The organism is Stenotrophomonas sp. RIT309, assembly GCF_000632045.1.
Taxonomy (GTDB): domain Bacteria; phylum Pseudomonadota; class Gammaproteobacteria; order Xanthomonadales; family Xanthomonadaceae; genus Stenotrophomonas; species Stenotrophomonas indicatrix.
The window spans coordinates 213774-237618 of sequence record NZ_JFYS01000034.1 but is presented as its reverse complement, the minus strand read 5'-3'; the positions used below and the strand labels follow the sequence as shown (position 1 = coordinate 237618).

General features: G+C 67.3%; 16 protein-coding genes and 1 tRNA gene. 9 read left to right on the top strand and 8 right to left on the bottom strand.

Annotation, left to right across the window (positions count from 1 at the left end; translation table 11 throughout):
* Window positions 1-5: 5 nt before the first annotated feature.
* From BW38_RS04285 to hemA, 3 genes are read right to left on the bottom strand one after another with little or no spacing between them, the layout of a single operon-like run.
* Window positions 6-1712 (bottom strand): tetratricopeptide repeat protein, encoded by a 1707-nt coding sequence (locus BW38_RS04285; RefSeq protein WP_032977463.1) that lies wholly within the window; start codon window positions 1710-1712, stop codon window positions 6-8.
* A gap of 5 nt (window positions 1713-1717) precedes the next feature.
* Complete coding sequence (gene prfA / locus BW38_RS04290) at window positions 1718-2800, bottom strand: peptide chain release factor 1 (RefSeq protein ID WP_032977462.1); 1083 nt, start codon at window positions 2798-2800, stop codon at window positions 1718-1720.
* Window positions 2778-4061, bottom strand: a complete 1284-nt coding sequence (gene hemA / locus BW38_RS04295) for a glutamyl-tRNA reductase (protein ID WP_025879143.1) — start codon at window positions 4059-4061, stop codon at window positions 2778-2780. Before hemA ends, prfA begins: the two co-directional genes overlap by 23 nt.
* 63 nt (window positions 4062-4124) lie before the next feature.
* On the opposite strand from hemA, the gene BW38_RS04300 reads away from it, so the two are divergent.
* From BW38_RS04300 to ychF, 9 genes are all read left to right on the top strand, one after another.
* A complete protein-coding gene (locus BW38_RS04300; RefSeq protein WP_170919620.1) occupies window positions 4125-5810 on the top strand; it encodes a tetratricopeptide repeat protein in 1686 nt (561 codons plus the stop codon).
* A complete protein-coding gene (lolB, locus tag BW38_RS04305) occupies window positions 5807-6466 on the top strand; it encodes a lipoprotein insertase outer membrane protein LolB (protein ID WP_032977458.1) in 660 nt (219 codons plus the stop codon). Before BW38_RS04300 ends, lolB begins: the two co-directional genes overlap by 4 nt.
* A complete protein-coding gene (ispE, locus tag BW38_RS04310) occupies window positions 6463-7332 on the top strand; it encodes a 4-(cytidine 5'-diphospho)-2-C-methyl-D-erythritol kinase (protein ID WP_032977456.1) in 870 nt (289 codons plus the stop codon). Before lolB ends, ispE begins: the two co-directional genes overlap by 4 nt.
* Window positions 7333-7343: 11 nt before the next feature.
* A tRNA-Gln gene (locus BW38_RS04315) sits at window positions 7344-7420 on the top strand.
* Window positions 7421-7558: 138 nt separating this feature from the next.
* Window positions 7559-8518 carry a ribose-phosphate diphosphokinase gene (locus BW38_RS04320; RefSeq protein ID WP_025879147.1) on the top strand — a complete coding sequence of 320 codons (960 nt, stop codon included), beginning with the start codon at window positions 7559-7561 and terminating at the stop codon, window positions 8516-8518.
* Window positions 8519-8624: 106 nt separating this feature from the next.
* Window positions 8625-9242, top strand: a complete 618-nt coding sequence (locus BW38_RS04325; protein WP_025879148.1) for a 50S ribosomal protein L25/general stress protein Ctc — start codon at window positions 8625-8627, stop codon at window positions 9240-9242.
* A 50-nt stretch (window positions 9243-9292) separates the two neighbouring features.
* Window positions 9293-9871: an aminoacyl-tRNA hydrolase gene (gene pth, locus BW38_RS04330; protein ID WP_032977454.1), complete on the top strand. Its 579-nt coding sequence runs from the start codon at window positions 9293-9295 to the stop codon at window positions 9869-9871.
* A gap of 41 nt (window positions 9872-9912) precedes the next feature.
* Entirely contained in the window at window positions 9913-10494 is a 582-nt protein-coding gene (locus tag BW38_RS21245) for a DUF4375 domain-containing protein (protein WP_235189987.1), read from the top strand.
* A 98-nt stretch (window positions 10495-10592) separates the two neighbouring features.
* On the top strand, window positions 10593-11684 hold the full coding sequence (gene ychF / locus BW38_RS04340; RefSeq protein WP_025879150.1) for a redox-regulated ATPase YchF: 1092 nt from the start codon (window positions 10593-10595) through the stop codon (window positions 11682-11684).
* Between the two features lie 542 nt (window positions 11685-12226).
* On the opposite strand, the gene BW38_RS04345 is transcribed toward ychF, so the two are convergent.
* From BW38_RS04345 to BW38_RS04365, 5 genes are all read right to left on the bottom strand, one after another.
* The gene (locus BW38_RS04345; protein WP_032977505.1) at window positions 12227-15469 is read right to left on the bottom strand and encodes an autotransporter outer membrane beta-barrel domain-containing protein; all 3243 of its coding nucleotides are present in this window, start codon (window positions 15467-15469) and stop codon (window positions 12227-12229) included.
* Between the two features lie 262 nt (window positions 15470-15731).
* Complete coding sequence (locus BW38_RS04350) at window positions 15732-16373, bottom strand: response regulator transcription factor (protein WP_025879152.1); 642 nt, start codon at window positions 16371-16373, stop codon at window positions 15732-15734.
* Window positions 16370-19573 carry a hybrid sensor histidine kinase/response regulator gene (locus BW38_RS04355; protein WP_032977450.1) on the bottom strand — a complete coding sequence of 1068 codons (3204 nt, stop codon included), beginning with the start codon at window positions 19571-19573 and terminating at the stop codon, window positions 16370-16372. Before BW38_RS04355 ends, BW38_RS04350 begins: the two co-directional genes overlap by 4 nt.
* Before the next feature lie 127 nt (window positions 19574-19700).
* Window positions 19701-20918 carry an EAL domain-containing response regulator gene (locus BW38_RS04360; protein ID WP_032977449.1) on the bottom strand — a complete coding sequence of 406 codons (1218 nt, stop codon included), beginning with the start codon at window positions 20916-20918 and terminating at the stop codon, window positions 19701-19703.
* Entirely contained in the window at window positions 20915-23680 is a 2766-nt protein-coding gene (locus tag BW38_RS04365; protein ID WP_032977448.1) for a response regulator, read from the bottom strand. The genes BW38_RS04360 and BW38_RS04365 overlap by 4 nt, the downstream gene beginning before the upstream one ends.
* Window positions 23681-23845 lie beyond the last annotated feature (165 nt).

Below are 23845 nucleotides of genomic sequence, written 5' to 3'. Positions count from 1 at the left end.
CGATGTCAGGGCGTGTCGAGGCCCTGCCAGCCCTGTTCGCGGGCCAGCTGCTGAAGCAGTGCGGACAGATCGCGCGCGAAGGCCGCCATGTCGAACAGGCCGCTGCGCTCGCGTGCCTGCGCCAGTTCGGCACGCAGGGCAGCCAGCGCGGCCGGGTCGTTGCCGAGTGCACTGGCGGTGGCGACGAAGACCGCATCGTCGGCGACGTTCATGTGCTCCAGCCCCAGATGATGGTTGAGGCTGCCGGCCACGCGCGCGGCGAAGGTAGCACCGGGGCAGGTCAGCACCGGGCAGCCGGCCCACAGTGCATCCGATGCGGTGGTGTGCGCGTTGTACGGGTTCGTATCCAGGAACAGGTCGGCCAGCTGATAGCGGGCCAGATACTGCGGATGCGGCAGCTTGGCCATGAACACCAGGCGCGCCGGATCCAGTCCTGCAGCCTTGGCGGCGGAACGCAGCCTTGCATCGGCCTGGCCGGGGCCGGACAGCAGCCACAGCACGCTGCCAGGTACTGCCTGCAGCACCGCGAACGCACGGCCCATGCTGCGCGGGTTGAGTTTGTAACTGTTGTTGAAGCAGCAGAACACCGTGCCCTGCGTGGGCAGCCCACACGCCGCACGGTCCGGCGCCGGTTCCAGCACGCGGGTGTTGTCGGAGGGCTGGAACGCGCGCGGCAGGCGCAGCACGCGTTCGCTGTAGTGCGGTTCCAGCGAGGACGGCAGCGCGAAGTCGTCAGCGATCACTGCATCCAGCCACGATGCACCGGAGGTGCCGGGGTAGGCCAGCCAGTTCAACTGCAGCGGGGCAGGGCGCATCGCCAGTACTTCCGGCGTGCCGCCACCGCCCCAGCCGCGCAGGTCCAGCAGCAGGTCGATGCCCTGTGCACGGATGCGCGCGGCCGTATCGGCGTGGCGCAATCCCACCACGTCATGCAGCCGGGTGGCGGCCTGCAGGCGTTGTCGGATGCGGCTGCCATCATCGGCATTGAGTGCGAACAGATGCAGTTGCAGGGCCGGGTCGCGGCTCATCTGCTCCAGCAGCGCCACCGTCAGCAATCCGGTGGGATGGGCGCCGAAGCCGTTGGAAAGGAAGCCCACGCGAAGTGGGCCTCGTTCGCGCAGCTTCGCCGGCGGCAGGGGCCGCACCGATGCCGCCACCGCGGCGGCGCGTGCACGCGCGCAGGCCAGCTGTTCGGCCGCGCTGGCGTCTTCGCTGAGAAACGCGAAGGGTTCCACTACGCCCTGGCCGGACACCAGTGCACCGCGCACCTGATCGGCCAGCGCATCCACGTCCTGCCAATCGCACAGGCGACGCTGCCAGGCGAGGCGCTGCGCGGCGATATACGGCTCATCGGGCATCAGTGCATGTGCGCGGCGATAGGCCGCTGATGCACCTTCGGCATCGTTGGCATCTTCCAGCGCGTGCCCCAGCCACAACGCGATGCCCGGGTGCTCCGGTGCCAGCGCCGAGGCCTGGCCCAGCAGCGTTGCGGCATCGGCATGCGCTCCTGCCATCCACGCCACCCGGCCGAGCCGGGCAAGCGCTTCAGGATGATTGGGCCGCAGCTGCAGTGCGCGCCGCGCGGCCTGCTCGCCGGCCGCGATGTCGCCGGCTTCCAGTTCCAGGTCGGCCAGCATCACCCAGGCGACGAAGTCGCCGGGCTGGCGCGTGATCGCCTGCTGCAGTTGCTGCCGCTGCTGCCAGGCCGACATGCTGGTCAGCCTGCCGAAAGCTGGGCCAGGGCGTCGACCTGGTGCTCGTGGCTCAATCGCTGCAGCAGCGGATCGAGATCGCCGGCCAGTACGTTGGGCAGGTCGTACAGGGTCAGCCCTTCCACGCGGTGGTCGGTGATCCGGCCCTGCGGGAAGTTGTAGGTACGGATGCGCTGGCTGCGGTCGCCGCTGCCGACCTGCAGGCGCCGTGATTCGGCCTGCGCCGCGTCGTGGCGCTGGCGCTCGGCATCCAGCAGCTGCGCCTTCAGGCGTTTCATCGCCTTGTCCCGGTTGGCATGCTGGCTGCGTTCGGTCTGGCACTCCACCACCACGCCGCTGGGCACGTGGGTGATGCGGATCGCCGATTCGGTCTTGTTGACGTGCTGGCCACCGGCGCCGGAGGAGCGGTAGGTATCAATCCTCAGGTCCGCCGGGTTGATGACGATCTCATCGACTTCGTCGGCTTCCGGGATGATCGCCACGGTGGCCGCCGAGGTGTGGATGCGGCCCTGCGATTCGGTGGCCGGCACGCGCTGCACGCGGTGCGTGCCCGATTCGAATTTCAGGCGCGAGAACGCGCCCCGGCCGACCACGCGCGCCACCACTTCCTTGTAGCCGCCATGTTCGCCGGGGTTGTCCGATTCGATCTCGACCTTCCAGCCCTGTCGCTCGGCGTAGCGGGCATACATGCGGAAGAGGTCGCCAGCGAAGATCGCCGCCTCGTCGCCGCCGGTGCCGGCGCGCACTTCCAGGAACAGGTTGCCTTCATCGCGCGGGTCGCGCGGCACCAGCAGCAGCGCCAGTTCCTGCTCCAGTTCCTGCAGACGGGCCTGGGCGGCGGCGATCTCCTCGTCGGCCAGTTCGCGCAGGTCCGGATCAGTGCGCATGCTTTCGGCCGCGGCCAGGTCGGCCTTGGCACGCGCTTCATCGGCCAGCGCGGTGGCGATCGGTTCGAGCTGGGAAAACTCACGCGAAAGATCACGGAAGCGCGCATTGTTGGCGACCACCTCCGGTTCGGCGAGCAGACGTTCCAGTTCTTCGCGGCGCTCGGCCAGCGCTTCCAACTTACGGCGCAGGGTCGGCGTCATCGGTTCTCACAGGTGGGTGGTGGTAACCCGGCGCAGCCGGGAACAGGCGCTCGGCGGCGCGGGTCAGGTCGGCGTCGCCGCTGAGCGCGGCCGCGCGCAGGGCGGCGGTCGGCGGGTGCAGCAGGCGGTTGGTCAATCCATGGGCAAGCAGTTCCAGCACTTCGTCGGCCGGCTTGCCGTTGGCCAGCTGCTGGCGCGCGCGTTCCAGCAGTTCGGCACGGGTGGCCTCGCCGAAGGCGCGCAGTTGCCGCAGCGGTGCCTGGTGGGCACTGGCCTGCAGGGTTTCGACGAAGCGCGAGACCTGCAGGTCGATGATCGTCTCCGCTTCGGCGGCCGCCTCGCGGCGGCTGCGGCGGTTGTCTTCCACCGCGCGCTCGAGGTCGTCCACGGTGTACAGGAACGCATCGTTGAGACTGGCAACGTCGGCCTCGATGTCGCGCGGCACGGCCAGGTCGAACAGCAGCATCGGCTTGTGCCGGCGTGCGCGCAGGGCGTTGGCCACTGCAGCACGGTGGATCACCGGTTCGCGGGCGGCGGTGGCCGAGAACACCACATCGGCCTCGGCCAGGTGACGCTCCAGTTCGGTCAGCGGCAGCGCCACACCGCCATGGCGGCTGGCCAGTTCCTGCGCATGGGCGAGGGTGCGGTTGGCGATCAGCAGCCGCCGCACCTTGCCTTCGCTGAGGTGGCGTGCGGCCAGTTCGATGGTCTCGCCGGCGCCGACCAGCAGCACGGTGGAATCGTCAAGGCGTGCAAATGCATTCTGCGCCAGGCGCACCGCTGCCGAGGCCACCGATACCGGGTTGGCACCGACCTGGGTATCGGTACGCGCGCGCTTGGCCACCGAGAACGTCTGCTGGAACAGGCGGTCCAGGCGTTGGCCGAGCAGGCCGTGGTCGCGCGCGGTCGACCAGGCGTCCTTCACCTGGCCCAGGATCTGCGGCTCACCCAGCACCATTGAATCCAGCCCCGTCGCCACCCGGAACAGGTGGCGCACGGCATCGGCATCGGCGTGCTGGTACAGGTAGCCCTGCAGGTCGCCGGCCTGGCTCTGCAGCCACTGGTCCAGCGCCTGCGCGGACTCGGCCACGGCATACAGTTCGGTGCGGTTGCAGGTGGACAGCAGCACCGCCTCGGCGATCTGCGGGGTATCGCGCAGCGAACCGAGCGCGCGCGGCAACGCGTCACCGGCGAAGGCTGCGCGTTCGCGCAGTTCCACCGGTGCGGTCTGGTGATTCAGTCCGAGCACCCACAGGGTCATTGTTCAGTTGCTTGCGATAAGCTGCTGGCCATTGGACGACATTTTAAGGCCCCGATGCCGACGATGCCCGCATTGATTCGCATCCCCAGTGTTCTGCTGCTGTCTCTGGCCTGTGCGCAGGCCCTGGCGGCGGTGCCCGCCAAGGCGCCTGCACGGCCTGCGGTGACTGAGGAACTGGCGCTGGAGCCGGTGCTGGCCGGCGAGTTCGCCCTGCAGGCCGGCAAGCTGGCCGAGGCCGCGCGCTGGTACCTGCAGGCGGCCCAGCAGACCGACGGCGACGCCGGCCTGGCCGAGCGGGCGACCCGTATCGCCATGCTGGCCAACGAAGATGGCGCCGCGGCCAAGGGCCTGGCCCTGTGGCAGCAGCGTGCGCCGCGCTCATTGGCGATGCGCAGCGCCGCCGGTGCGCTGGCGATGCGCCAGGGCGACGTGAAGGCTGCGCGCAGCGAGCTTCAGGCCTTGTTGCAGGACCCGGGGGATGAGGGCTGGAAGTTCGCCCTGGGCGCCTTGATCGGCGGCGGCCGCGATCCGGCCGTGCCGGCCCAGGTGCTGGGCGAGCTGGTCGATGCCAACGCCATTCCCCAGAAGATCGAGGCCTGGCAGGAGTTTGGACGCCTTGCACTGCGCATGGAGAAGCCCGAGCTGGCACGGCGCATGATCGATGAGGTGGTCAAGCGCTTCCCCGAGGAGCCACGCGTGGCGTTGCTGCGCGCCAGCCAGCTGCAGCAGGCCGGCCAGACCGACCAGGCGCTGTCGCTGCTGCATGGGGTGGAGCCGAAGACCCGTCAGGACCCGGAGCTGCGCAACGCGGTGGCCATCGCCTATGACAGCCTCGGCCAGCCGGCAGCGGCCGAGCGCGTGCTGGCGGTCGGTCCCCAGGATGTGCAGACGTGGGGCATGCGCGCTTCGCTGCTGGCCAAGCAGGGCGACAAGGCCGCGCTGTCCAATCTGTACAACGAACTGTCGCGGCAGGCGGCCAAGCCGGACCCGGCGCAGCGCCTGTTGCTGGGCAAGATCGCCGAGTACCTCAAGCGCTACCCGGAGGCGGTCAACTGGTATCACAGCGTTCCTGGCGGCGATGAGCTGAATGAAGCGCGCCTGCGCGCGGCCAATGCGCAGGGTCTGGCGGGCCGGCAGTCGCTGGCGCTGGATGAAGTGCATGCCATCCAGTCCGATGCCAGCGTGGATGACGATGTGCGGCGCGATGCGTATCTGCTGGAAGCCGAGCTGCGCCAGCGCGCCGACGACCTTCCCGGCGAGATCGACGCACTGGCCCGTGGCCTGGCCGCGTATCCGGACGAAAACGGCCTGTTGTATGCCCGTGCGCTGGCCTGGGAGCGCCGCGATGACATCGCCCGTGCCGAGGCCGACCTGCGCAAGATCCTGGTGACCGAGCCGGAGAACGTGCCGGCATTGAACGCACTGGGCTACACCTTGGCCGACCGGACCGGTCGCTACCAGGAAGCGCTCGAACTGATCGACCGCGCACGCGTGGCCGAACCGGACAACGCCGCCATCGTCGACAGTTATGGCTGGGTGCTGTATCGGCTGGGGCGCAACGCCGACGCGCTGGTACAGCTGCGCCGCGCCTGGACGCTGGCCAAGGACCCGGAAATCGCCGCCCACGTAGGCGAGGTGCTGTGGGTGCTGGGCAAGCACGATGAAGCCCGTCACTTCTTCGAGGAAGCGGCCAGGCTCGACCCTGAAAACCGCGCGCTGCTGCGCGCCCGCGAGAAATTCAATCCATGAGTGTTTCCACGATCCGGCCGTTGCTGCTGGTGGCCGTGACCCTGGCCCTGAGTGCCTGTACCACCGTTGGCCGGCAGAAAACGCCGGCGCCGGCCGTGGTTACCACCGTTTCCGCCGAAGCGACCGCCGCCGAGGGCGCACGCGTGGACGCGCTGCGATCGGCGTCGGAGTGGAATTTCCAGGGCCGGGTGGCGGTCAGCAAGGGCAAGGACGGTGGCAGCGGCCGCATCGACTGGAAACAGGAAGGCCAACGCTATGTCGTCGAACTGAGCGCGCCGGTCACCCGCCAGAGCTGGAAGTTGAGCGGTGATAGCCATCATGAAGCCGGCCGTCTGGAAGGACTGGCCGGTGGTCCGCGAGACGGTGAAGACGCGCAGGCCCTGTTGCTGGAAGCCACCGGCTGGGATATTCCGGTCAACCAGCTGCCCGACTGGGTACGCGGCCTGGTCGCCGGCGACAGCGCTGGGCCGGAAAAGATCGAGCGTGATGCCGATGGCCGTCCGCGGCGCATGCAGCAGATGGGGTGGTTGATCCAGTATCTGGACTGGTATCCGGCCGAAGCCGGGCGTCCGGCCCTGCCGCGCAGGGTCGAGGCGGTCAATGGTGACGCCAAGGTGCGCCTGCTGGTCGACCAGTGGGGGCAGGGTGCGCCATGAACGCGCGGGTGGATGACGCGGGCTGGTCCTGGTGGCCGGCCCCGGCCAAGCTGAACCTGTTCCTGCATATCACCGGCCGCCGTGCCGACGGCTACCACGAGCTGCAGACCGTGTTCCGCCTGCTCGACTGGGGCGACCGGATCGGCCTGCGCCTGCGTGAAGACGGCCAGGTGCGGCGGCAGGGCGATGGCCTGGCCGGTGTCGCGGAGGTGGATGATCTGGCGGTTCGCGCAGCGCGGTTGCTTAAAGAGGTGGCGAATGTCGAGAAAGGTGTCGATATCGTCGTCGAAAAGCACGTTCCTGCAGGCGGCGGTTTCGGCGGCGGTTCGTCCGATGCGGCCACCGTGCTGGTGGTACTGAACCGGCTCTGGGGCGCGGGGCTGGACGAAAATACGCTGGCGGCGCTGGGCTTGCGCCTCGGCGCCGATGTGCCGGTGTTCGTGCGTGGCCACAACGCCTGGGCCGAGGGGGTGGGCGAGCGGCTGCGGCCGATCACCCTGCCGCAGGCCTGGTATGTGGTTGTCGAACCGGGCGTTCATGTGCCGACCCCGCTGCTGTTCGCAGATCCGGATTTGACGCGCGACAGTCCACAGGCGAAAATAGAGGACTTCGCTTCCGGCTTGCTGGTCGGGAACGTGTTCGAACCGGTGCTGCGCCGCCGTGAGCCTGCCGTCGAGGCGGTACTTGCTGCGTTGAGCGACATCGGCACGGCACGACTGACCGGTTCGGGAAGTGGTTGTTTCGTCGAGTTCGATTCGCAGGCTGCCGCCGAGCAGGGACGAGCGAAGTTGTCGAAGGAGTTGCGGGCAAGGGTGGCTGCGGGCGTTGCACGTTCGCCACTGCTGGATGCACTCGAGCAACACTGATTCATCAATGCAGGGGCGTCGCCAAGAGGCCCAAGGCACCAGGTTTTGATCCTGGCATTCGGAGGTTCGAATCCTCCCGCCCCTGCCAATGCGGCTGCGTCCGCGCCTTCCAGCGCATCACCTGCGCGGGACGTGGGAACAGCCGCGGTGTTGTCAGCAGCAGGGGCCGACGTGGTCCTTGCCGCTACCGGATCCCCGCCACTCGTCCCCGCCCGAGACAATCATGATGCAAGAGTCCCCGAACCTGCTGGTCTTTTCCGGCAACGCCAACAAACGTCTGGCGCAGAACATCTGCAAGGAACTGGGAGTCCGCCCGGGCAAGGCGCTGGTCTCGCACTTCTCCGATGGTGAAGTGCAGGTGGAAATCGAAGAGAACGTCCGCAAGCAGGACGTGTTCGTGATCCAGCCGACCTCGGCGCCGAGCGCGGAAAACCTGATGGAACTGCTGGTGCTGATCGACGCGCTCAAGCGCGCATCGGTGGCCAGCGTGACCGCCGTGGTGCCGTACTTCGGCTACTCGCGCCAGGATCGCCGCATGCGTTCCTCGCGCGTGCCGATCACCGCCAAGCTGGCGGCGAAGATGTTCAGCACCGCCGGCGCTGATCGCGTGCTGACCGTCGACCTGCACGCCGACCAGATCCAGGGCTTCTTCGATATTCCGGTCGACAACGTGTATGCCTCTCCGCTGCTGCTGGCCGACATCTGGCGCGCCTACGGCACCGAGAACCTGATCGTGGTGTCGCCGGACGTGGGCGGCGTAGTCCGCGCCCGTGCAGTGGCCAAGCGCCTGGATGACGCCGACCTGGCGATCATCGACAAGCGCCGTCCGCGCGCCAACGTCTCCACCGTGATGAACATCATCGGTGACGTCGAAGGCAAGACCTGCGTGATGGTCGATGACATCGTCGATACCGCCGGCACCCTGTGCGCCGCTGCCGCTGCCCTGAAGGCGCGCGGTGCGCTCAAGGTCGCCGCCTACTGCACCCACGCGGTGCTGTCGGGCCCGGCGGTGGACAACATCACCAATTCCCAGCTTGATGAGCTGGTGGTGACCGACACCATCCCGCTGAAGGACGCCGCGCGGGTGTGCAGCAAGATCCGCCAGCTGAGCGTGGCGGAAATGCTGGCCGAAACGATGCGCCGCATCGCCTTCGGCGAGTCGGTCAGCTCGCTGTACGTGGATTGATTTTTCGTCCCCGCCGGCAACGGCAGGGACACACCGGGCGCTTCTGGTCGCGGAAGTGCCTTCAACCGCCAAGCCGCAAGGCAAGGCAACAACCGAGTAGTCGAAAATGTCGAAGACCCATGAAATCAAGGTCACCAAGCGTGAACTGCAGCGTAAGGGTGCGAGCCGCCGCCTGCGTACCGCTGGTGTGATCCCGGCGATCGTGTACGGCGGAAACGCCGAACCGGTCGCCATCAGCCTGGACCACAACGAAATCTGGCTGGCCCAGCAGAACGAGTGGTTCTATGCCTCGATCCTGGACCTGAACCTGGACGGCCAGGTGCAGAAGGTGCTGCTGCGTGACATGCAGCGCCATCCGTACAAGCAGCTGATCATGCACCTGGACTTCCTGCGCGTGAACGAGAACGAGAAGCTGACCGCTTCGGTTCCGCTGCACTTCATCAACGAAGACACCTCGCCGGCTGGCAAGGCTGCCGACGTCGTGGTCGCCCACGAACTGAAGGAAGTGGCCATCAGCTGCCTGCCGAAGGACCTGCCGGAGTCGATCGAAGTCGACCTGGGCGAGCTGAAGGCTGGCGACGTTGTGTACCTGTCGGACATCAAGCTGCCGAAGGGCGTGGAAATCCCGGCGCTGGCGCTGGGCAAGGACCACGACGACGCCATCGTCACTGCCAAGCACGGCAAGCAGGATGCTGCCGACGCTGAAGAAGCAGCGGCCGAGTAATACCCCGCGGCGCCTGTCCTTCGGGGCAGGCGCCGTATCTGGATGGAACGATGGCAGGATTGCGACTGATCGTCGGTCTGGGCAACCCCGGATCGGAGCACGCCCGGACCCGGCACAATGCCGGGTTTCATTTCGTTGAGGCCCTGGCTGAAAAAGCCGGTGCACGATGGAACGTGGACAGCAAGTTGTTTGGCGAGACCGCCAAGGTCGACATTGCCGGACAGGCCGTGTGGCTGCTCAAGCCGGCCACCTTCATGAACCTCAGCGGCAAGTCGGTCACCGCCGCACAGCGGTTCTGGAAGATCGAGCCGGAGGACACCCTGCTGGCCCACGACGAACTGGACCTGGCGCCCGGCGTGGCGCGCTTGAAGTTCGACGGTGGCCACGGTGGCCAGAACGGCCTGCGTGACACCATCCGCCTGCTCGGCCATGGCAGGTTTCACCGCCTGCGCGTGGGCATCGGCCATCCCGGACACAAGGACCGCGTGGTGGGCTGGGTGCTGGGACGTCCCTCCAAGGACGATGAAGTATTGATCTCCCGCGCCATCGACGATGCGATCGACGTGCTGCCGTTGGCGGTGCAGGGCGATTTCAGCGAAGCGATGAAGCGGCTGCACACCCCGCGCTGATCATGACCGACCCGCGTACTCCCTGCACCGTGTGTGGCGCCATGATCCTGCTGGCTACGGCGGCCCGGAACGATGGGCTCTGCATGCCGTGCGGGAATGGCACGCGGCAAAGCATGGAAATGGCGCGGGAACGAGATCGGGAAATTCGTGAAGAGCGCAAGCGCTTCGAGGAGTCTGCAGAAGGGCGGTATTGGCATTGGTTGATCGAGCAGGTCCACGGTGGCGGGTGTGGATTTGCGGGATTGTCGGTACACGATCAGCGTTACTTTGCGATCAACGCGCTCATCAGTGATGTCTATCGGGGAGGGCTTGACGCCTATTTCCACAATTCTGCTGGCGGCTACATCGCTGAAGCCCTTGCAGGGCTTGAGGAGATAGAGCGGCTTGACGTGCGCGACATCGTGCTGGCGGCCCAGAGGCTGCTGTTTGGCAATGAGGCCATGGAAGATCATCATGCGCAGAGACGCCTGCAGATCTATCGTGCTGACGGGTATCTCGGCGATGAACTCGAAACAGCACTTGATGCGTTGGATGGGCGATTCTATGCACTAGTTGATGACGGCCAGCTTGAAGAACTGCTGAAAGCGTACGCAGAACGTCACAGGTTGTACGCCGCGTTCTAACGCGGGCTACTGGAAGGACGATTGGGGATTGAGGGCATGCCCACAGGCGAGCCTTGAATCCCGAATCATCCACTTACACTCAAACCCGGATTCAACACATGGGTATCAAATGCGGCATCGTCGGCCTGCCCAACGTCGGCAAGTCGACCCTGTTCAACGCGCTGACCAAGGCGGGCATCGCCGCGGCGAACTTCCCGTTCTGCACCATCGAGCCCAACGTCGGCATCGTGCCGGTGCCGGATCCGCGCCTGAACGAGCTGGCGGCGATCATCAACCCGCAGAAGGTCATCCCGACCGCGGTGGAGTTCGTCGACATCGCCGGCCTGGTGGCCGGTGCGGCCAGTGGCGAAGGCCTGGGCAACAAGTTCCTGGCCCACATCCGCGAAGTGGATGCGATCACCCACGTGGTGCGTTGCTTCGAGAACGCTGACGTCATCCACGTCAACAACAAGGTCGACCCGATCTCGGACATCGACACCATCGATACCGAGCTGGCCCTGGCCGACCTGGACAGCGTCGAGAAGGCGTTGAACCGCGCCGAGCGTGCGGCCAAGGGCGGTGACAAGGACGCAGCGGCGCGCAAGCCGGTGCTGGCCAAGCTGCAGGCTGCGCTGGCCGACGGCAAGGCCGGCCGTTCCGCTGGTCTGGACGAGGAAGAGAAGGCGCTGGTGCGCGATCTGTTCCTGCTGACCCTGAAGCCGGTGATGTACATCGCCAACGTGCTGGAAGACGGTTTCGAGAACAACCCGCACCTGGACGCCGTGCGCGCCCGTGCCGCCGAAGAAGGCGCGCAGGTGGTGCCGGTGTCGGCGGCGATCGAAGAAGAGCTGTCGCAGCTGGATGACGAAGACCGCGATACCTTCCTGGCCGACCTTGGCCTGACCGAGCCTGGCCTGAACCGCGTGATTAACGCGGCCTACAGCCTGCTCGGCCTGCAGACCTACTTCACTGCCGGTGTGAAGGAAGTCCGCGCGTGGACCGTGCGCAAGGGCGCCACCGCGCCGCAGGCTGCCGCGGTCATCCATACCGACTTCGAGAAGGGCTTCATCCGCGCCGAAACCATCGCGTATGACGACTTCATCAAGTACAAGGGCGAAGCCGGTGCGAAGGAAGCCGGTCGCCTGCGCCTGGAAGGCAAGGAATACCGCGTGCAGGAAGGTGACATCCTGCATTTCCGCTTCAACGTCTGATCGACGACGCAGCGCAGTGATTGTCCACAGGACCCCGCAATGCGGGGTCTTGTTGTATCGGGCGCCTGTCAGAAGGGGCGCACGAGCAGTGCCGCTGCGCGCTTCTGCTGCGGAAGCGCCAGCGCAGTGCTGCCGGTGGCCGTGGACAGAAATTCACCACGCCTTGAAACGCTTGCCGTGCAGGGCTCGCAGCTACTTGTCCACACCAAACCCCCACGGCTTTCCACGCGATGTGTGGAAAACCATCAAAGCGCTTGGACAAAAAACAGCCACACCCTGAAACGCTTGCGGCATAACGTTCAAGCCGGGTTGTCCACATCAAGTCCGCAGCGCTTTCCACTCGCTGTGTGGAAAACATGCACCTGCGGGCGCGGTGGATTGGTTGGATAAAAAATGACCAGAGCTGAAAACGCTTGTCGTGCGTGGCTCATGGCCACTTGTCCACATCCAACCCCCATCGATTTCCACGCGTGGTGTGGAAAACAACAAGGGGTCCGACGACGCATCGCCGGACCCCTCGCTGGGATCACCCGTCGCAGCGCTTACCAGCGGTAAGAGACGCCCAGCTGGCCGCTGGTATCGCGGAAGCCCATGCCACCGGTCTGGTGGCTGATCTCACCCCAGCCGCGCCAGCCGCCCGACAGATTCACCTGCACGCCGGCCTTGGCTTCGTAGATGTCACGCGGCAACTGCCGGCGCAGGCGTTCTCCGTCCACGGCGATGGTCGCGTCGTTGCCACCGGACCACCAGTTCACCGCGACGAACGGCTGTACCTGCCCCTGGCGCTGCGTCAGCGAACGCGTGTACAGGCGCAGTCCCACACGCGTGGTGGTGCTGTCCTTGTCGCGTCCTTCAACCACCGTGCCGTTGGCCTCGACCACGCGGTCGGCGTCGTAGCGGCTGTGGATCACCTGCAGCTGTGGCTCCAGGTAGACACCGCGCTGGGCCGTACGCTGTACGGGAAGCACGTAGCCTGCCTCGGCCGAACCGGTCCAGCTGTGCGAACGATAGTGCTCCTTCTGCAGCCCTTCGCCCTGCACGCTGTTGCGGAAACGCCCGTACTGCAGCCAGCCGTCCACATACGCACCGTGCTCCATCCGCGCGTCCTGCAACCAGGTCGCATACAGGCCCAGGCTGGTGCCGTTGACCACACCGTGCGCGGTGTAACCGGTCACCTGCGAGCGACTGTCATTGCGTGCCCGGCCATGGCCGGCCATCACACCTGCCTGCAGCTGGCCGCCGGCATTGGCTTCGAAGCGACGACCGATGCCCAGCAGCAGGCTGTTGAGCTCGCTGTCCACATTCACCTGGTGGCCGCGGCTGCCGGGCGCGCTGCTGCGCACCTGTGCCCAAGCAATGGCGTCGCTGCCACCACCGGTCGCCTCGGCAGGATCACCGCTGCGGTCGTACAGGCTGTGCCGGAACATGCCCAGCGCACTGCTCTGGTTGGCCATGTATACCGCCGGCTCCGGACGCTCCACGCGCGGCGGTGCCGGCGGCAGTGGCGGATCGACCGGCGGAACTACCGGCGGATCGATCGGCGGAGCAGGCGGATCGATCGGCGGAGTCGGCGGATCAATCGGCGGATCGGGCGGTTCCGGCGGGTCGACCGGCGGGACGTATTCCGAGCGCAGGTACCAGTTGCCGTCATCCGGGGTGGAGACGCCGCCCTTGTACAGGAAGTAGTCGTAAGCGCCGGCCACCGCGCGTCCCTGCAGCGAGAACTGCGCATCGGACTGGCCGCCCACGCTGATCAGGCGGATGCCTTCGCTGGTCAGGGCACCGGCGCCCCCTGCGTTGCGCACGCTGACGGAGGCGGTGCCACTGCTGTTGCCCTGGATCACCAGCTGGTCACCCAGCGAGGCATCGTCGCCCAGCGCGCGGTTGAACAGCCAGTGGCCATCGTTGCCGACATAGTCGCCGGTGACGGTCAGGGTCTTGAAGTCGTCGGTGGTGGGGGCGACGAAGGCGATGGTACCGGCATGGTCCAGCGAGCCGACGCTGGAACTGGAACGCACGTTCCATTGGCTGCTGCCGTCCATCGCCAGCTGCGCGACCTGGTAGCCCGAATCGTTGCGCAGCGCGCCGTTGAACACGGTGCCGTTGCGCAGCGTCATCTGCACGTTGGCGGTGGCGCTGTCGACCACGACATCGCCGGTCAGGCGGCTGTTGTCGGCAGTGAACAGAATGTCTGCGGTGGCGACTGAACTTCCATCGGTGAACACCGTATCGCTCACCCGCAGCAGGCGGCCACCGTCGAGGTTGCCTTGCTGGCGCGCGACGACATCGGTGTTGTTGAGCGTGAGCTCGTGGTTGCTGCCCTGCAGCCACAACGCGGGGCCGTCCTGGGTCTGCAGGGTGCTGTTGTTGAACACCAAGCGGTCCCAATACGGCCCGAACACGGTGATGTAGGAGCGATAGACACCCGAATTCGTGCCCTGCGCATGGATGCTCAGGTTGTCGGCGGTGAGCTTGGCCGTGTTCATCTGCACGATGCCGAACGAGGATGCACCCAGTGTGGTGATCGAGCCTCCGTCCAGCTGCGCATCGGCCGTGCTGCCGCCAAGGAAGACACCGCCGCCGCCGGAGCCATGGGTGGTGATGTCCAGGTTCTTGGCGCGGATGCGCGAGTAGGGCGTCGGCGGATTGCTGCCCGAGGCACGCAGGCCGTAGACCCCATCGCCGTGGGTATCGATGCTGCCGCCGGTGATCGTGGCGGTACCACCCCAGACGTCCACGCCATGGCCGTAGCCGTTGTCGCCATAGGTGCTGAGCCTGGTATCGGTGAGGTCGGCCAGCGAGTCCGCGCCGGACAGCCAGATGCCGGAATAGCCGTCGCGCACGGTGAAGTGGGCACCGTTGGTGGTCAGCTTGGCCCAGCTGTTGACGTTGACGCCGTAGCCGCCGACGGTCTCGAAACGGCCGCCGGTGATATCGGCGGTGGAGTACACGCGGTTGCCACTGTTGCCGAGCAGGCGGATGCTGCTGCCGCTGCTGCTGGCACTGCCGCCCACGATCTGCAACGTGCCACCGTTGTCGATGTCGAAGTAGCCGTTGACCACGTCCACGTCGCGCAGCGACAGCACGCTGCCGCTGCCGCCGGAGGACAGACGGCCGCTGTAGCCGCTGCTGGCTTCGTCGAAGGTCATCTTCAGCGATTCCAGCGACAGCAGCGCGCCACCCTCGGCGTACACTGCGCTGTTGGCACCGTTGTTGATCTCCGTACCGGTCACGTGCAGTTCGCTGCCACGCCCAGTGGAGTACAGAGCATGTCCGGCGCTGCTTACACTGCCGCCATTCAACCAGAGCTTGCCACCACCGGTGGCATTGACCGTGCCGTAGCCCGAACCGTTCCGGTAAGCATTGATGACCAGGTTGTTGGCCCGGATCACGCTACCCGCACCGCTGGCGTTCAGCGCATAGCCGACGGTGGTGCTGCCGTTGCCGATCTGCAGGATGCCGCCCTCGATGACGACGCTGCCACCGGCGCTGGCAAGGATGCCGCTGCCGCCGCCGGTGCTCGAGATCCAGCTGCCATCGACCGTAATGGTGCTGCCCACACCGTTGGCCTCCAGCGCGTAGCCGCCTGCACTGTGCTGCAGGGTGTCGTCGGCGCCCAGCTGCAGGCTGCCACCATCGGTAACCTTCAACGGCCCCTGCAGTTCGGCCGCATGCACGGGCAGGGCGGCCCACAAGGCGCTGGCCAGCAGGCTGGGAATCAAGGGAAGGCGCGCCACGCGCGCGCAGGCGGGCGCACGGCGGCGCCGTGGGGGAGAGGCGTTCATGCTGTTGGATTCCTGTGGCAGGGCGCAGCGCGGCTGCGCGATCTGGCGCGGCAGGGCCGCGTCGCTGTGGAAACCGCGTGCGATGGCCGCTGCAGGCGCCATCCGGTTTCCCTCCCGCCGGTAACGCGATGACGATGGGACGTCGTCACCGTGGCGGGATGCATCCAGACTAGAAATCAGCCCTGTCCTATGGAATCAGGCGTTTCCTAAAGCACTTCGTGCCCGGCGCATGGGCCGGGCACGGTTCAGCGTTGTGGACGCCTCAGGCGAACAACGAGGCCTGCAGGCAGTACTCGATCAGCGCCTGGTCGCTGTCCACGCCCAGTTTGCGCATCGCGCTGATCTTCTGGGTGCTGACCGTCTTCGCGCTGCGCTGCAGTTGGCGGGCGATGTCGCCCACGCTCATGCCGCCGGTGAACAGGCGGATTACTTCCAGTTCCCGTGGAGAAAGGCGTGCCAGCACCACCGCGGCATCGGCCGGTTCCGCCGCGGCAACCGGCATCAGTCCGGGCGGGCGATAGATGCGGTCGGCCAGCACCGTGCGCAGCGCCTGCACCAGGCTGCCCAGGCCGTGGCTCTTGAGCACCACGCCGCCCGCGCCAGCGGCATACATGGCTGCCACCAGCGAAGGATTGGAGACCATCGTCAATACCAGTACATGCGTGTCCGGGAAGCTGCGGCGCAGGAACGAGATCAGCTTTATGCCATCGCCGAAGCTGTCACCACCGGGCATGCTGTAATCGGTGATCACCGCATGGGGCTGGGTGCTCGTCATCAACTCGATCAGGGTCGCCGGATCGGCGGCCTCGCCGACCACGTCCAGGTCCAGTTCGCCAGCCAGGACATCGCGGATGCCGGCAAGCACGATCGGGTGGTCGTCAGCGATGAGGATGCGGGTGGTCATGGCAGTGTCGGGTTGCGGGAAGGTGAGGGGGCGGCGACGTGCGTCAATGGTCCCAGCAGCCGTTGCAGGCGCCGTTGGAAATGATCGAGCGCCCCGGCAAGGGCAGGCAGCGTGTCGCCGTCGCCGATCTGTTGTTCGATCTGCTGGCCGTGTGCCACCAGTGCCGGTGCGCCGACGATCACCAGTGCGCCGCGGATGCGGTGCAGCACCTGTGCCACGCGTTCGGGCGAGGCATCGCCGATCGCCCGCTGCAGGCTGTCCAGGTCGGCCTGCATGGTCTGCACGAACAACGCCTGCATCTTTTCCGGAACCTGCAGCGGAACATCGGCATCGTCGTCGCTGGGTTCGCTGTGCGGCCCGGCCGTGACCTGGGTCAGCAGGCGCTGCAGTGCTGCCAGGGTGATCGGCTTGACCAGCACCCCCTGCATCCCTGCCTCGTGGCAGCGTTGCCGTTCGGCCGGGTCGGCGTTGGCGGTTGCGCCATGGATCGGTACGCCAACCCCACGCGCGCGCAATGCACGGGCCAGACCGTAACCGTCCAGTCCCGGCATGTTGAGGTCGGTCAACACCAGGGCAAAAGGACGCTGCGGCCAATAGCGCAGGGCCTCATTGCCGTCGCTGGCGACCACGGCGTGGCAGCCGAGCTGCTCCAGCTGGTCACGCAGGATCGCCTGGTTGATCGGGTTGTCTTCGGCGACCAGCACCTGCAGCCCGCCGAACCTGCGTGTCGCGGGCAGACGCCCGTTGACCTCGGCGGGCAGTGCTCGCCCGGCTGCAGCCGCCAGCGCCATCACGATCGCATCCAGGCGATGCACGCCGACCTGCCAATGTCCCTGCACCTGTTGCGGCTGCATTCCGCCTTCGCGGCAGGCCACCACCTGCGGTCCACTCCACGCAGGCGCACCCTCGTCCAGCACAAGGTCGAGCATCACCGTGCCAGGGTCGACAAGCGCCGGCGCATCGTCGCGGTGCACGCTGGCCTGTGCGCCACGCTGCTGCAGCCGATCGCATATCGATTGTGCAAACTCGCGAACGCTGCCGCGAACCTGCACCGGCAGCCCTGCCGGCAACTGCGGTGAAGCCGCCTGCAGTGGGTCGGGCGTTGCCTCAGGCAGCGGCAGTTCGACCGAGAAACTGCTGCCCAGGCCGCTTTCGCTGACCACCCGCAGGTGGCCGTCCATCATCGCGGTCAGGTGTGCACAGATCGCCAGGCCCAGTCCGGTGCCACGCATGGCATCGGTGCCCGGGTTGGCCTGGAAGAAGGGTTCGAACAGATGTGCCTGGTGCTCGCTGGCGATGCCGATGCCGGTATCTGCCACCTGCCAGCGCAGCCAGCAGCGATCATCGACGTGCTGTGCACCCAGGCGTACCACGACCCGACCGCTGTCGGTGAACTTCAGCGCATTGCTGATCAGGTTGTTGAGGATCTGGCGGATGCGCGCGGCATCACCGTTGACCGCAGCCGGCACGTCCGGGTCGATGCAGGCGTAGAACTGAAGGCCCTTGTGTGCGGCGGCAGCGGCGTAGGAGTCCAGTGCGTCCTCGGTCAACCGCACCGGATCGAACGCGCCGGGTTCCAGGCTCAGCTGGTCGGCCTCGGCCTTGCTGACATCCAGGATGTCGCTGATCAGCTGCATCAATGTCGATGACGAGCGCTGGATCGTGTCCAGGTAGTCCTGCTGGCGCGCATCCAGCGGGGTCAGGCCAAGCAGTTCCAGCGTGCCGAGCACGCCGTACAGCGGGGTGCGTATTTCATGGCTCATGGTGGCCAGGAACTGGCTCTTGGCGCGGTTGGCCTGGTCGGCCGCGCGCCGTGCCTGCTGCAGCACCTGCTCGGCCTCGTGCTGGCTGCTGAGATCGATGAACAGGCACAGCACAGCCGGTTCGCCGCGATAGCGCGCGGGCGTGGCGGTGATCAGCAGGTGGCGGTTGTCCGGCGTGGTGTAGGCCAGGCCGTCGCCCGTGGCGGTGCCGCCGGCGGCGAGCACGCTGCGTCGCCAGGGCCCGTGCCAGCCACCCTCGTCGTAGTCTTCCCCCAGCCACTGACGCGCCAGCGCGTTGTCCAGCAGCACGCGGCCATCGGTGCGACGCAGCAGGCACAATCCGATCGGTGCGTTGTCGAGGATGGTGCGGCTGAAGGCTTCGCTTTCCAGCAACCGCGCATGGTTGCGGCGCAGTGGTTCGATCACCGAACGCCGGTAGGCACGCAGGATCAGCACGCCACCGGTGGCCAGCAGCAGTGCCACCACCATGCTGCCCAGCAGCGGCCCGCGCGGGTGCTGGAACACCTGTTGCCAGCCCACGTGATACACCGCCAGCCAGCCGTGTTCGCTGCGCATGCGGAACAGCAGGCCGTCCAGTCCCGCGCGCCACGACGTAGCGGCGCGGCTGGCATCGCTGGCATCACCGAGCAGCAGGCGGCCGTTGCCATCGAACAGCGACATCCGTTCGAACACCGGCGTACCCATCACCTGGCGGTAGTCATCGACGCGGCCGGGATCCAGCAGGCAGGCCACGGCGGCCAGGGACTCGTCCTCGTTCTCGCCCCACAGGCGGGCATCCTGCGGCGCGTGCGCGATGGCAAGCAGCCGGGTCTGGCCTTCGCGCCAGGCCACCGGTGTCCAGACCACGCTGCCGCGGCGCAGCGCTGGACGTTCGCGCAGGACCTGGTGGATGGCGGCCAGTGCCGGATGCAGGTGATGCGGGCTGCTCTGGCCCGGATCACCACGCGTTGTCTGGATCGGCGCAAGCAGGCCACGGCGGCCCTGGCCATCGACCAGCAGGCATTGCGGAGGCGGAAACCGGGAGGCCGCCCAGAAGGCGCCGTAGAAGCGCAGGAAGCGGTCGCCCAGTTCGTCCGCTGCCTGTGCCGAAGCGCCGCTGTCGGCACCGATCCGGGCGAAACTGGCGAACAAGGGGCTGGGCGGCGCACGCGAGGCAGATTCGTCCACTGGCTGCCCGCGACTGCCCACGTCATGCAGGCGCCATTGCCGCAGGAAGCGGTCCTGTTCCTGCAGCGTGCCGTCCAGGCGACGGAAGTGATAGCGGATCTTGCTCTGTTCTTCGTTGAACAGCTGGCTGCCGGTGGACAGCAGCAGGCCGGCCTGCAGGGTTGCCAGCACCACCACGCCAATCAGCAGGGCATGTACGCGCAGGGAGCGGCGGGCGAGTCGGCGTACGGGAGCGGCCTCGGCCGGCATGGGCAGGTCTCGGAGCAGTAGGCGGTCGATGGCGGCCCCGAAGGGCCCGGGGCACGGCCGGTACCGCCGCGCAGAGAGGATCGTCAATGACTCTTGATGGGATTGTGAAGCCTTTCAGCCTCGACTGTCAGCGCGATGCTGCACGGCTGCCGCGCGCGCCCTCATCCGGAGCATCTTCGTCCAGCAGTCGGGTGAAGTCGTCCGAGGGCAGCGCCTGCGAAATCAGGAAGCCCTGTACCTGGTTGCAGCCGAGCTGGCGCAGCGCGGCCAGATCGGCATCGCTCTCCACGCCCTCGGCAACGATGGTCAGGCCGAGCTGGTTGGCCAGCGCGATCACGGTGGTCAAGGTCAGGTGCAGGGCGGGATCGCGCGCGCAGCCGCTGACCAGCGCACGATCGATCTTGACCTCGGTGAAGGGGGTGTTGACCAGGTTGTGCACCGAGCTCAGGCCTTGGCCGAAGTCGTCCTGGGCCAGGCCGAACCCCTTCATCCGCAACCGGCACGCGCCTGCATAGAAGTCGCTCACGTGGCGGGTGGTGCTGTTCTCCATCAGTTCGAAGCACAGGTCAGCCGGGTTGCCGCCGGCGGCCAGGGTCAATGCCAGCAGCTCATCGGGAAGATCGGACTGCTCCAGCAGATGCGGCGGCAGGTTGATCGATACCGGCACGCGGAATCCCTGGGAGCGCCAGCGCGCCTGCGCCTGGATGCTGGCGGTGAGCATCGCGCGCAGCAGTTCGCCCTCCAGGCCATGGCGGCACAGTGCCGGCAGGAAGCTTCCAGGCGCCAGTGTTCCGAGCTGCGGATGGCGCCAGCGCACCAGTGCTTCGGCGGCAACCACGCGCCCGGACTGCAACGACTTCTTCGGCTGGAACCAGGCAGTCAGGCTGCCGTCGGCCAGCGCCTGCCGCAGCTGCACCGCGTCCGGCTCGGGAGTCAGTGCAGCCGGGCTGGTGCGTACGGCTGGCCGGGTCTGCGCCAGTGCATCGAGCAGCGCATCGACATCGCTGGCGGCGACCGGCTTGGCCAACAGCCCCACCACGTCCAGGCCCAGTGATTCAGCCATCAACCGTGCCGAACTCATCATCCGCCGCGAGGCTGCGCTGACCACGGCAAGCCGCGGCGGACGCGGCTGCGCGGCCAGTGCCTGGATGAACTGGATGCCATCCTGGCCGGGCATCAACAGATCGCTCACCACCAGGTCATAGGCCTGGCAGGCACACAGGGCGATAGCCGCATCGACGTCTTCGCAGGCGTCGACCTGCACGCCGACGCGCGCGCTGAACAGATTGACGAGATAGCCGCGTTGGAACGGCTGGTCTTCCAGGATCAGGACACGGCGGGTCATGCAGGATCTCCTTGGCGAACGGCGGAAAGCGCCTGACGCAGGCGTGCGATGTCGATGGGTTTGCTCAGATAGCCCTGCATGCCACTGGCCAGGCAGCGCTCGCGTTCCTCGGCGGTAGCGTTGGCGGTGGCGCCGATCACCGGCAGCAGAACGCCCTCCGCCCGCAGCCGGCGCGCCAGGGTGTGGCCGTCCATGCGCGGCATGTTGATGTCGGTGACCACCAGGTCGAAGTCATGGGCCTGGCACAGCTGCAACGCCTCGACACCATCCTGCGCAAGCTCCACCTCGCAGCCCAGGGCCTGCAGCTGTTCGGCCAGGATCACCCGGTTGATGGGATTGTCTTCCACGGCCAGCACCCGCAGTCCCAGCGGGCCTGGCTGCACATCGCGCGCTGCGGTCGGCAGCGTTGCGCATTGGCGCTGCTGGCGTGCCACCGCCAAGGCGATCGAGGACATGCCATGCAGGGTGACCAGCAGCGCGCCATCGGCGGCAGGTGCCGGTTGGTCGCCACCATCGATCGAGGCCAGCACCCGCGGTCCCTGCCAGGCCAACGGCTGTTCCGCCTCGCCATCCATCAGGATCGCGCCGGCGTGGTCGAGCAGGGCAGGATCGCCCTGCAGCGGCTGCGCATTGGCACCCCAGCGGCGCAGCCAGCCACAGGCACTATCGACCAGCTCGCGATCGCGGCCGCGCACGTAGACCGGCGGTTCGGCCAGCAACGCGGGGCCATCCTCGGTCGCCGCCAGCACCGGCAAGGGCAGGCGCACGGTGAAACTGCTGCCCAGTCCCGGCTCGCTGACCACGCGCAGTTCGCCACTCATCAAGCGCACCAGGCGGTCGCTGATCGACAGGCCCAGCCCGGTGCCCTGCGCACTGGCAGCGCCACGGACCTGACGGAAGGGCTCGAACAGGCGTGCCTGTTCCTCGGTGGCGATGCCCACGCCGGTATCGGTGACCTGCCAGGCCAGCACGCTCGACTCGCCTTCGCGGTGCACCAGTCGTACGCGCAGCACCACCCGGCCATGCTCGGTGAACTTGATGGCATTGCTGAGCAGGTTGCCGAGCACCTGGCGGATCCGGTCGGCATCACCGAGCACCCGTGTCGGCAACCGGGGATCGGTGCAGACCAGTACCTGCAGGCCCTTGCGCGTCGCCGCAGCGGCGAAGCTGCGCAGCACGCTCTCGGTCAGCTCGCGCGGCGAGAACGATGCCGGCTCCAGGCTCAGCTGGCCCGACTCGATCTTGGACACATCCAGCACGTCGCTGATCAGTTGCAACAGCACCGACGAGGAACTCTCGATGGTGCGCAGGTACTGCGACTGGCGCGCATCCAGGGGCGTGCGGCCGAGCAGCTCCAGCGTGCCAAGCACCCCGTACAGCGGGGTGCGGATCTCATGGCTCATGGTCGCCAGGAACGCGCTCTTGGCCTGGTTGGCGGCGTCGGCCGCCTGCCGCGCCGAGGACAGCGCCGCCTGCGCCTGGCGATGGCGTGAGATGTCATGGAACACGCACAGCAGCACGTCGTCATCCTGGTAACGGCAGGCCGCATGCAGTACCTGCAGCTGGCGACCGTCGCGTGCGGTGAACTCCAGCCCGCGACCGCGTTCGCCGGCATGCCCGCGCCACGGTGCCTGCCAATCGCTGTCCGTGCCTTCCTCGCCCAGCCAGTCGCGCAGCAGCTGGTTGGACAGCAGCAGCTGGCGGTCGCTGCGGCGCAGGACACAGATGCCGACCGGCGCCAGGTCGATCACCGTGGAACTGAAATCCAGGCTTTCCAGCAGGCGCCGGTGCTGCAGCAGGGCCGGCTGGATCAACTGGCGGTCGACGCGATGCCGCAGCAGGCGCAGCGCGATGCCCGCCAGCAGCAGCAACGCACTGCTGATCAGCAGCGAGGTCGCCATGTCGCCGAGCAGCAGGCGTGGAGGCAGGTGATAGACCAGCCGCCAGCCGTCATTGCCTACGCCCTTCACCAAGGCCACGCCGCGTGGCAGGCCTGTGCTCCAGAGCACGCCGAAACTGTCGTCCTGGCGCTGCTGCAGTGCTTTCCAGCCTGCGCTGTCCAGGCGCGGAGCCAGGCTCGACAGGGCGGGCTGCCCGTCGCGGTCCAGCAGGGCGTAGCCGCCGATGCCCTGGCCATCGATCATGTCCGAGGCGGCCGCACTGTCCAGCAGCAGCATCAACCACTGGCCCGGTTGCGGTCCGGCCTGTACCGGTTGTGCCAGAGCGACCCCGGCGTCGCCCGCGCGCAGCCAGTACACCGGATCGGTACCGGCAAGCGTGCCGCTGCGCTGCTGCAGTACATGCAGCGTGGGCAGGCCGGCGATGTCCACGTCGGCCTGGCCGCCGGCCAGCCAATGCGTTCCCTGCGCGTCGACCAGCAGCAGATGGGTCTGCAGGGTCTGCAGCGTGTGTTCTGCGCGCGGCGACAGCAGCAGGCGCTGGCCCGGCTTTCCACCCGGCCCGTCCAACGGTAGCTGGCGTACGCCCTCGCTGGACGGCGCCGACGGATCACCCACCACCACCGAATCGCCCAGATAGCGCAGCAGGGCCTCACGCTGGTCGAAGTAGATCTGCGCCCTGTACGCGGCGGCATTCATGTCGCGGCGGTGGCTGGAGATATCTTCGGTCAACGCGGTCAGCAGGTAGAAGCCGGTGGCGGCAGCCAGGCACAGGAACACGCACACCGTCAGCCAGCGCAGCAGCACCGAGGCGGTGGTCGGCGGTGCGACCAGGGGCAGGGAAGGGCGAGGGAATCGGAACATGCACCGATCCTAGGGACGACGGTCACCCGCCCGGAATCAGCCATGTCCTAAAAAGCGGCGCGCCCGCCGTGGAGGCCGCCGCCGGCGGGGAACCGTTCAGGCTGGGGCAGCGGCAGGCGGTCAAAAAAAGACCCCCGCCGAAGCGGGGGTCTGTGGCGAGCCAGC

Excerpts from the sequence above, each read along its gene's own strand:
- BW38_RS04285 (WP_032977463.1), bottom strand. The coding sequence starts at position 1,712 with ATGTCGGCCTGGCAGCAGCGGCAGCAACTGCAGCAGGCGATCACGCGC.
- prfA (WP_032977462.1), bottom strand. The coding sequence starts at position 2,800 with ATGACGCCGACCCTGCGCCGTAAGTTGGAAGCGCTGGCCGAGCGCCGC.
- hemA (WP_025879143.1), bottom strand. The coding sequence starts at position 4,061 with ATGACCCTGTGGGTGCTCGGACTGAATCACCAGACCGCACCGGTGGAA.
- BW38_RS04300 (WP_170919620.1), top strand. The coding sequence starts at position 4,125 with ATGCCCGCATTGATTCGCATCCCCAGTGTTCTGCTGCTGTCTCTGGCC.
- lolB (WP_032977458.1), top strand. The coding sequence starts at position 5,807 with ATGAGTGTTTCCACGATCCGGCCGTTGCTGCTGGTGGCCGTGACCCTG.
- ispE (WP_032977456.1), top strand. The coding sequence starts at position 6,463 with ATGAACGCGCGGGTGGATGACGCGGGCTGGTCCTGGTGGCCGGCCCCG.
- BW38_RS04320 (WP_025879147.1), top strand. The coding sequence starts at position 7,559 with ATGCAAGAGTCCCCGAACCTGCTGGTCTTTTCCGGCAACGCCAACAAA.
- BW38_RS04325 (WP_025879148.1), top strand. The coding sequence starts at position 8,625 with ATGTCGAAGACCCATGAAATCAAGGTCACCAAGCGTGAACTGCAGCGT.
- pth (WP_032977454.1), top strand. The coding sequence starts at position 9,293 with ATGGCAGGATTGCGACTGATCGTCGGTCTGGGCAACCCCGGATCGGAG.
- BW38_RS21245 (WP_235189987.1), top strand. The coding sequence starts at position 9,913 with ATGATCCTGCTGGCTACGGCGGCCCGGAACGATGGGCTCTGCATGCCG.
- ychF (WP_025879150.1), top strand. The coding sequence starts at position 10,593 with ATGGGTATCAAATGCGGCATCGTCGGCCTGCCCAACGTCGGCAAGTCG.
- BW38_RS04345 (WP_032977505.1), bottom strand. The coding sequence starts at position 15,469 with ATGAACGCCTCTCCCCCACGGCGCCGCCGTGCGCCCGCCTGCGCGCGC.
- BW38_RS04350 (WP_025879152.1), bottom strand. The coding sequence starts at position 16,373 with ATGACCACCCGCATCCTCATCGCTGACGACCACCCGATCGTGCTTGCC.
- BW38_RS04355 (WP_032977450.1), bottom strand. The coding sequence starts at position 19,573 with ATGCCGGCCGAGGCCGCTCCCGTACGCCGACTCGCCCGCCGCTCCCTG.
- BW38_RS04360 (WP_032977449.1), bottom strand. The coding sequence starts at position 20,918 with ATGACCCGCCGTGTCCTGATCCTGGAAGACCAGCCGTTCCAACGCGGC.
- BW38_RS04365 (WP_032977448.1), bottom strand. The coding sequence starts at position 23,680 with ATGTTCCGATTCCCTCGCCCTTCCCTGCCCCTGGTCGCACCGCCGACC.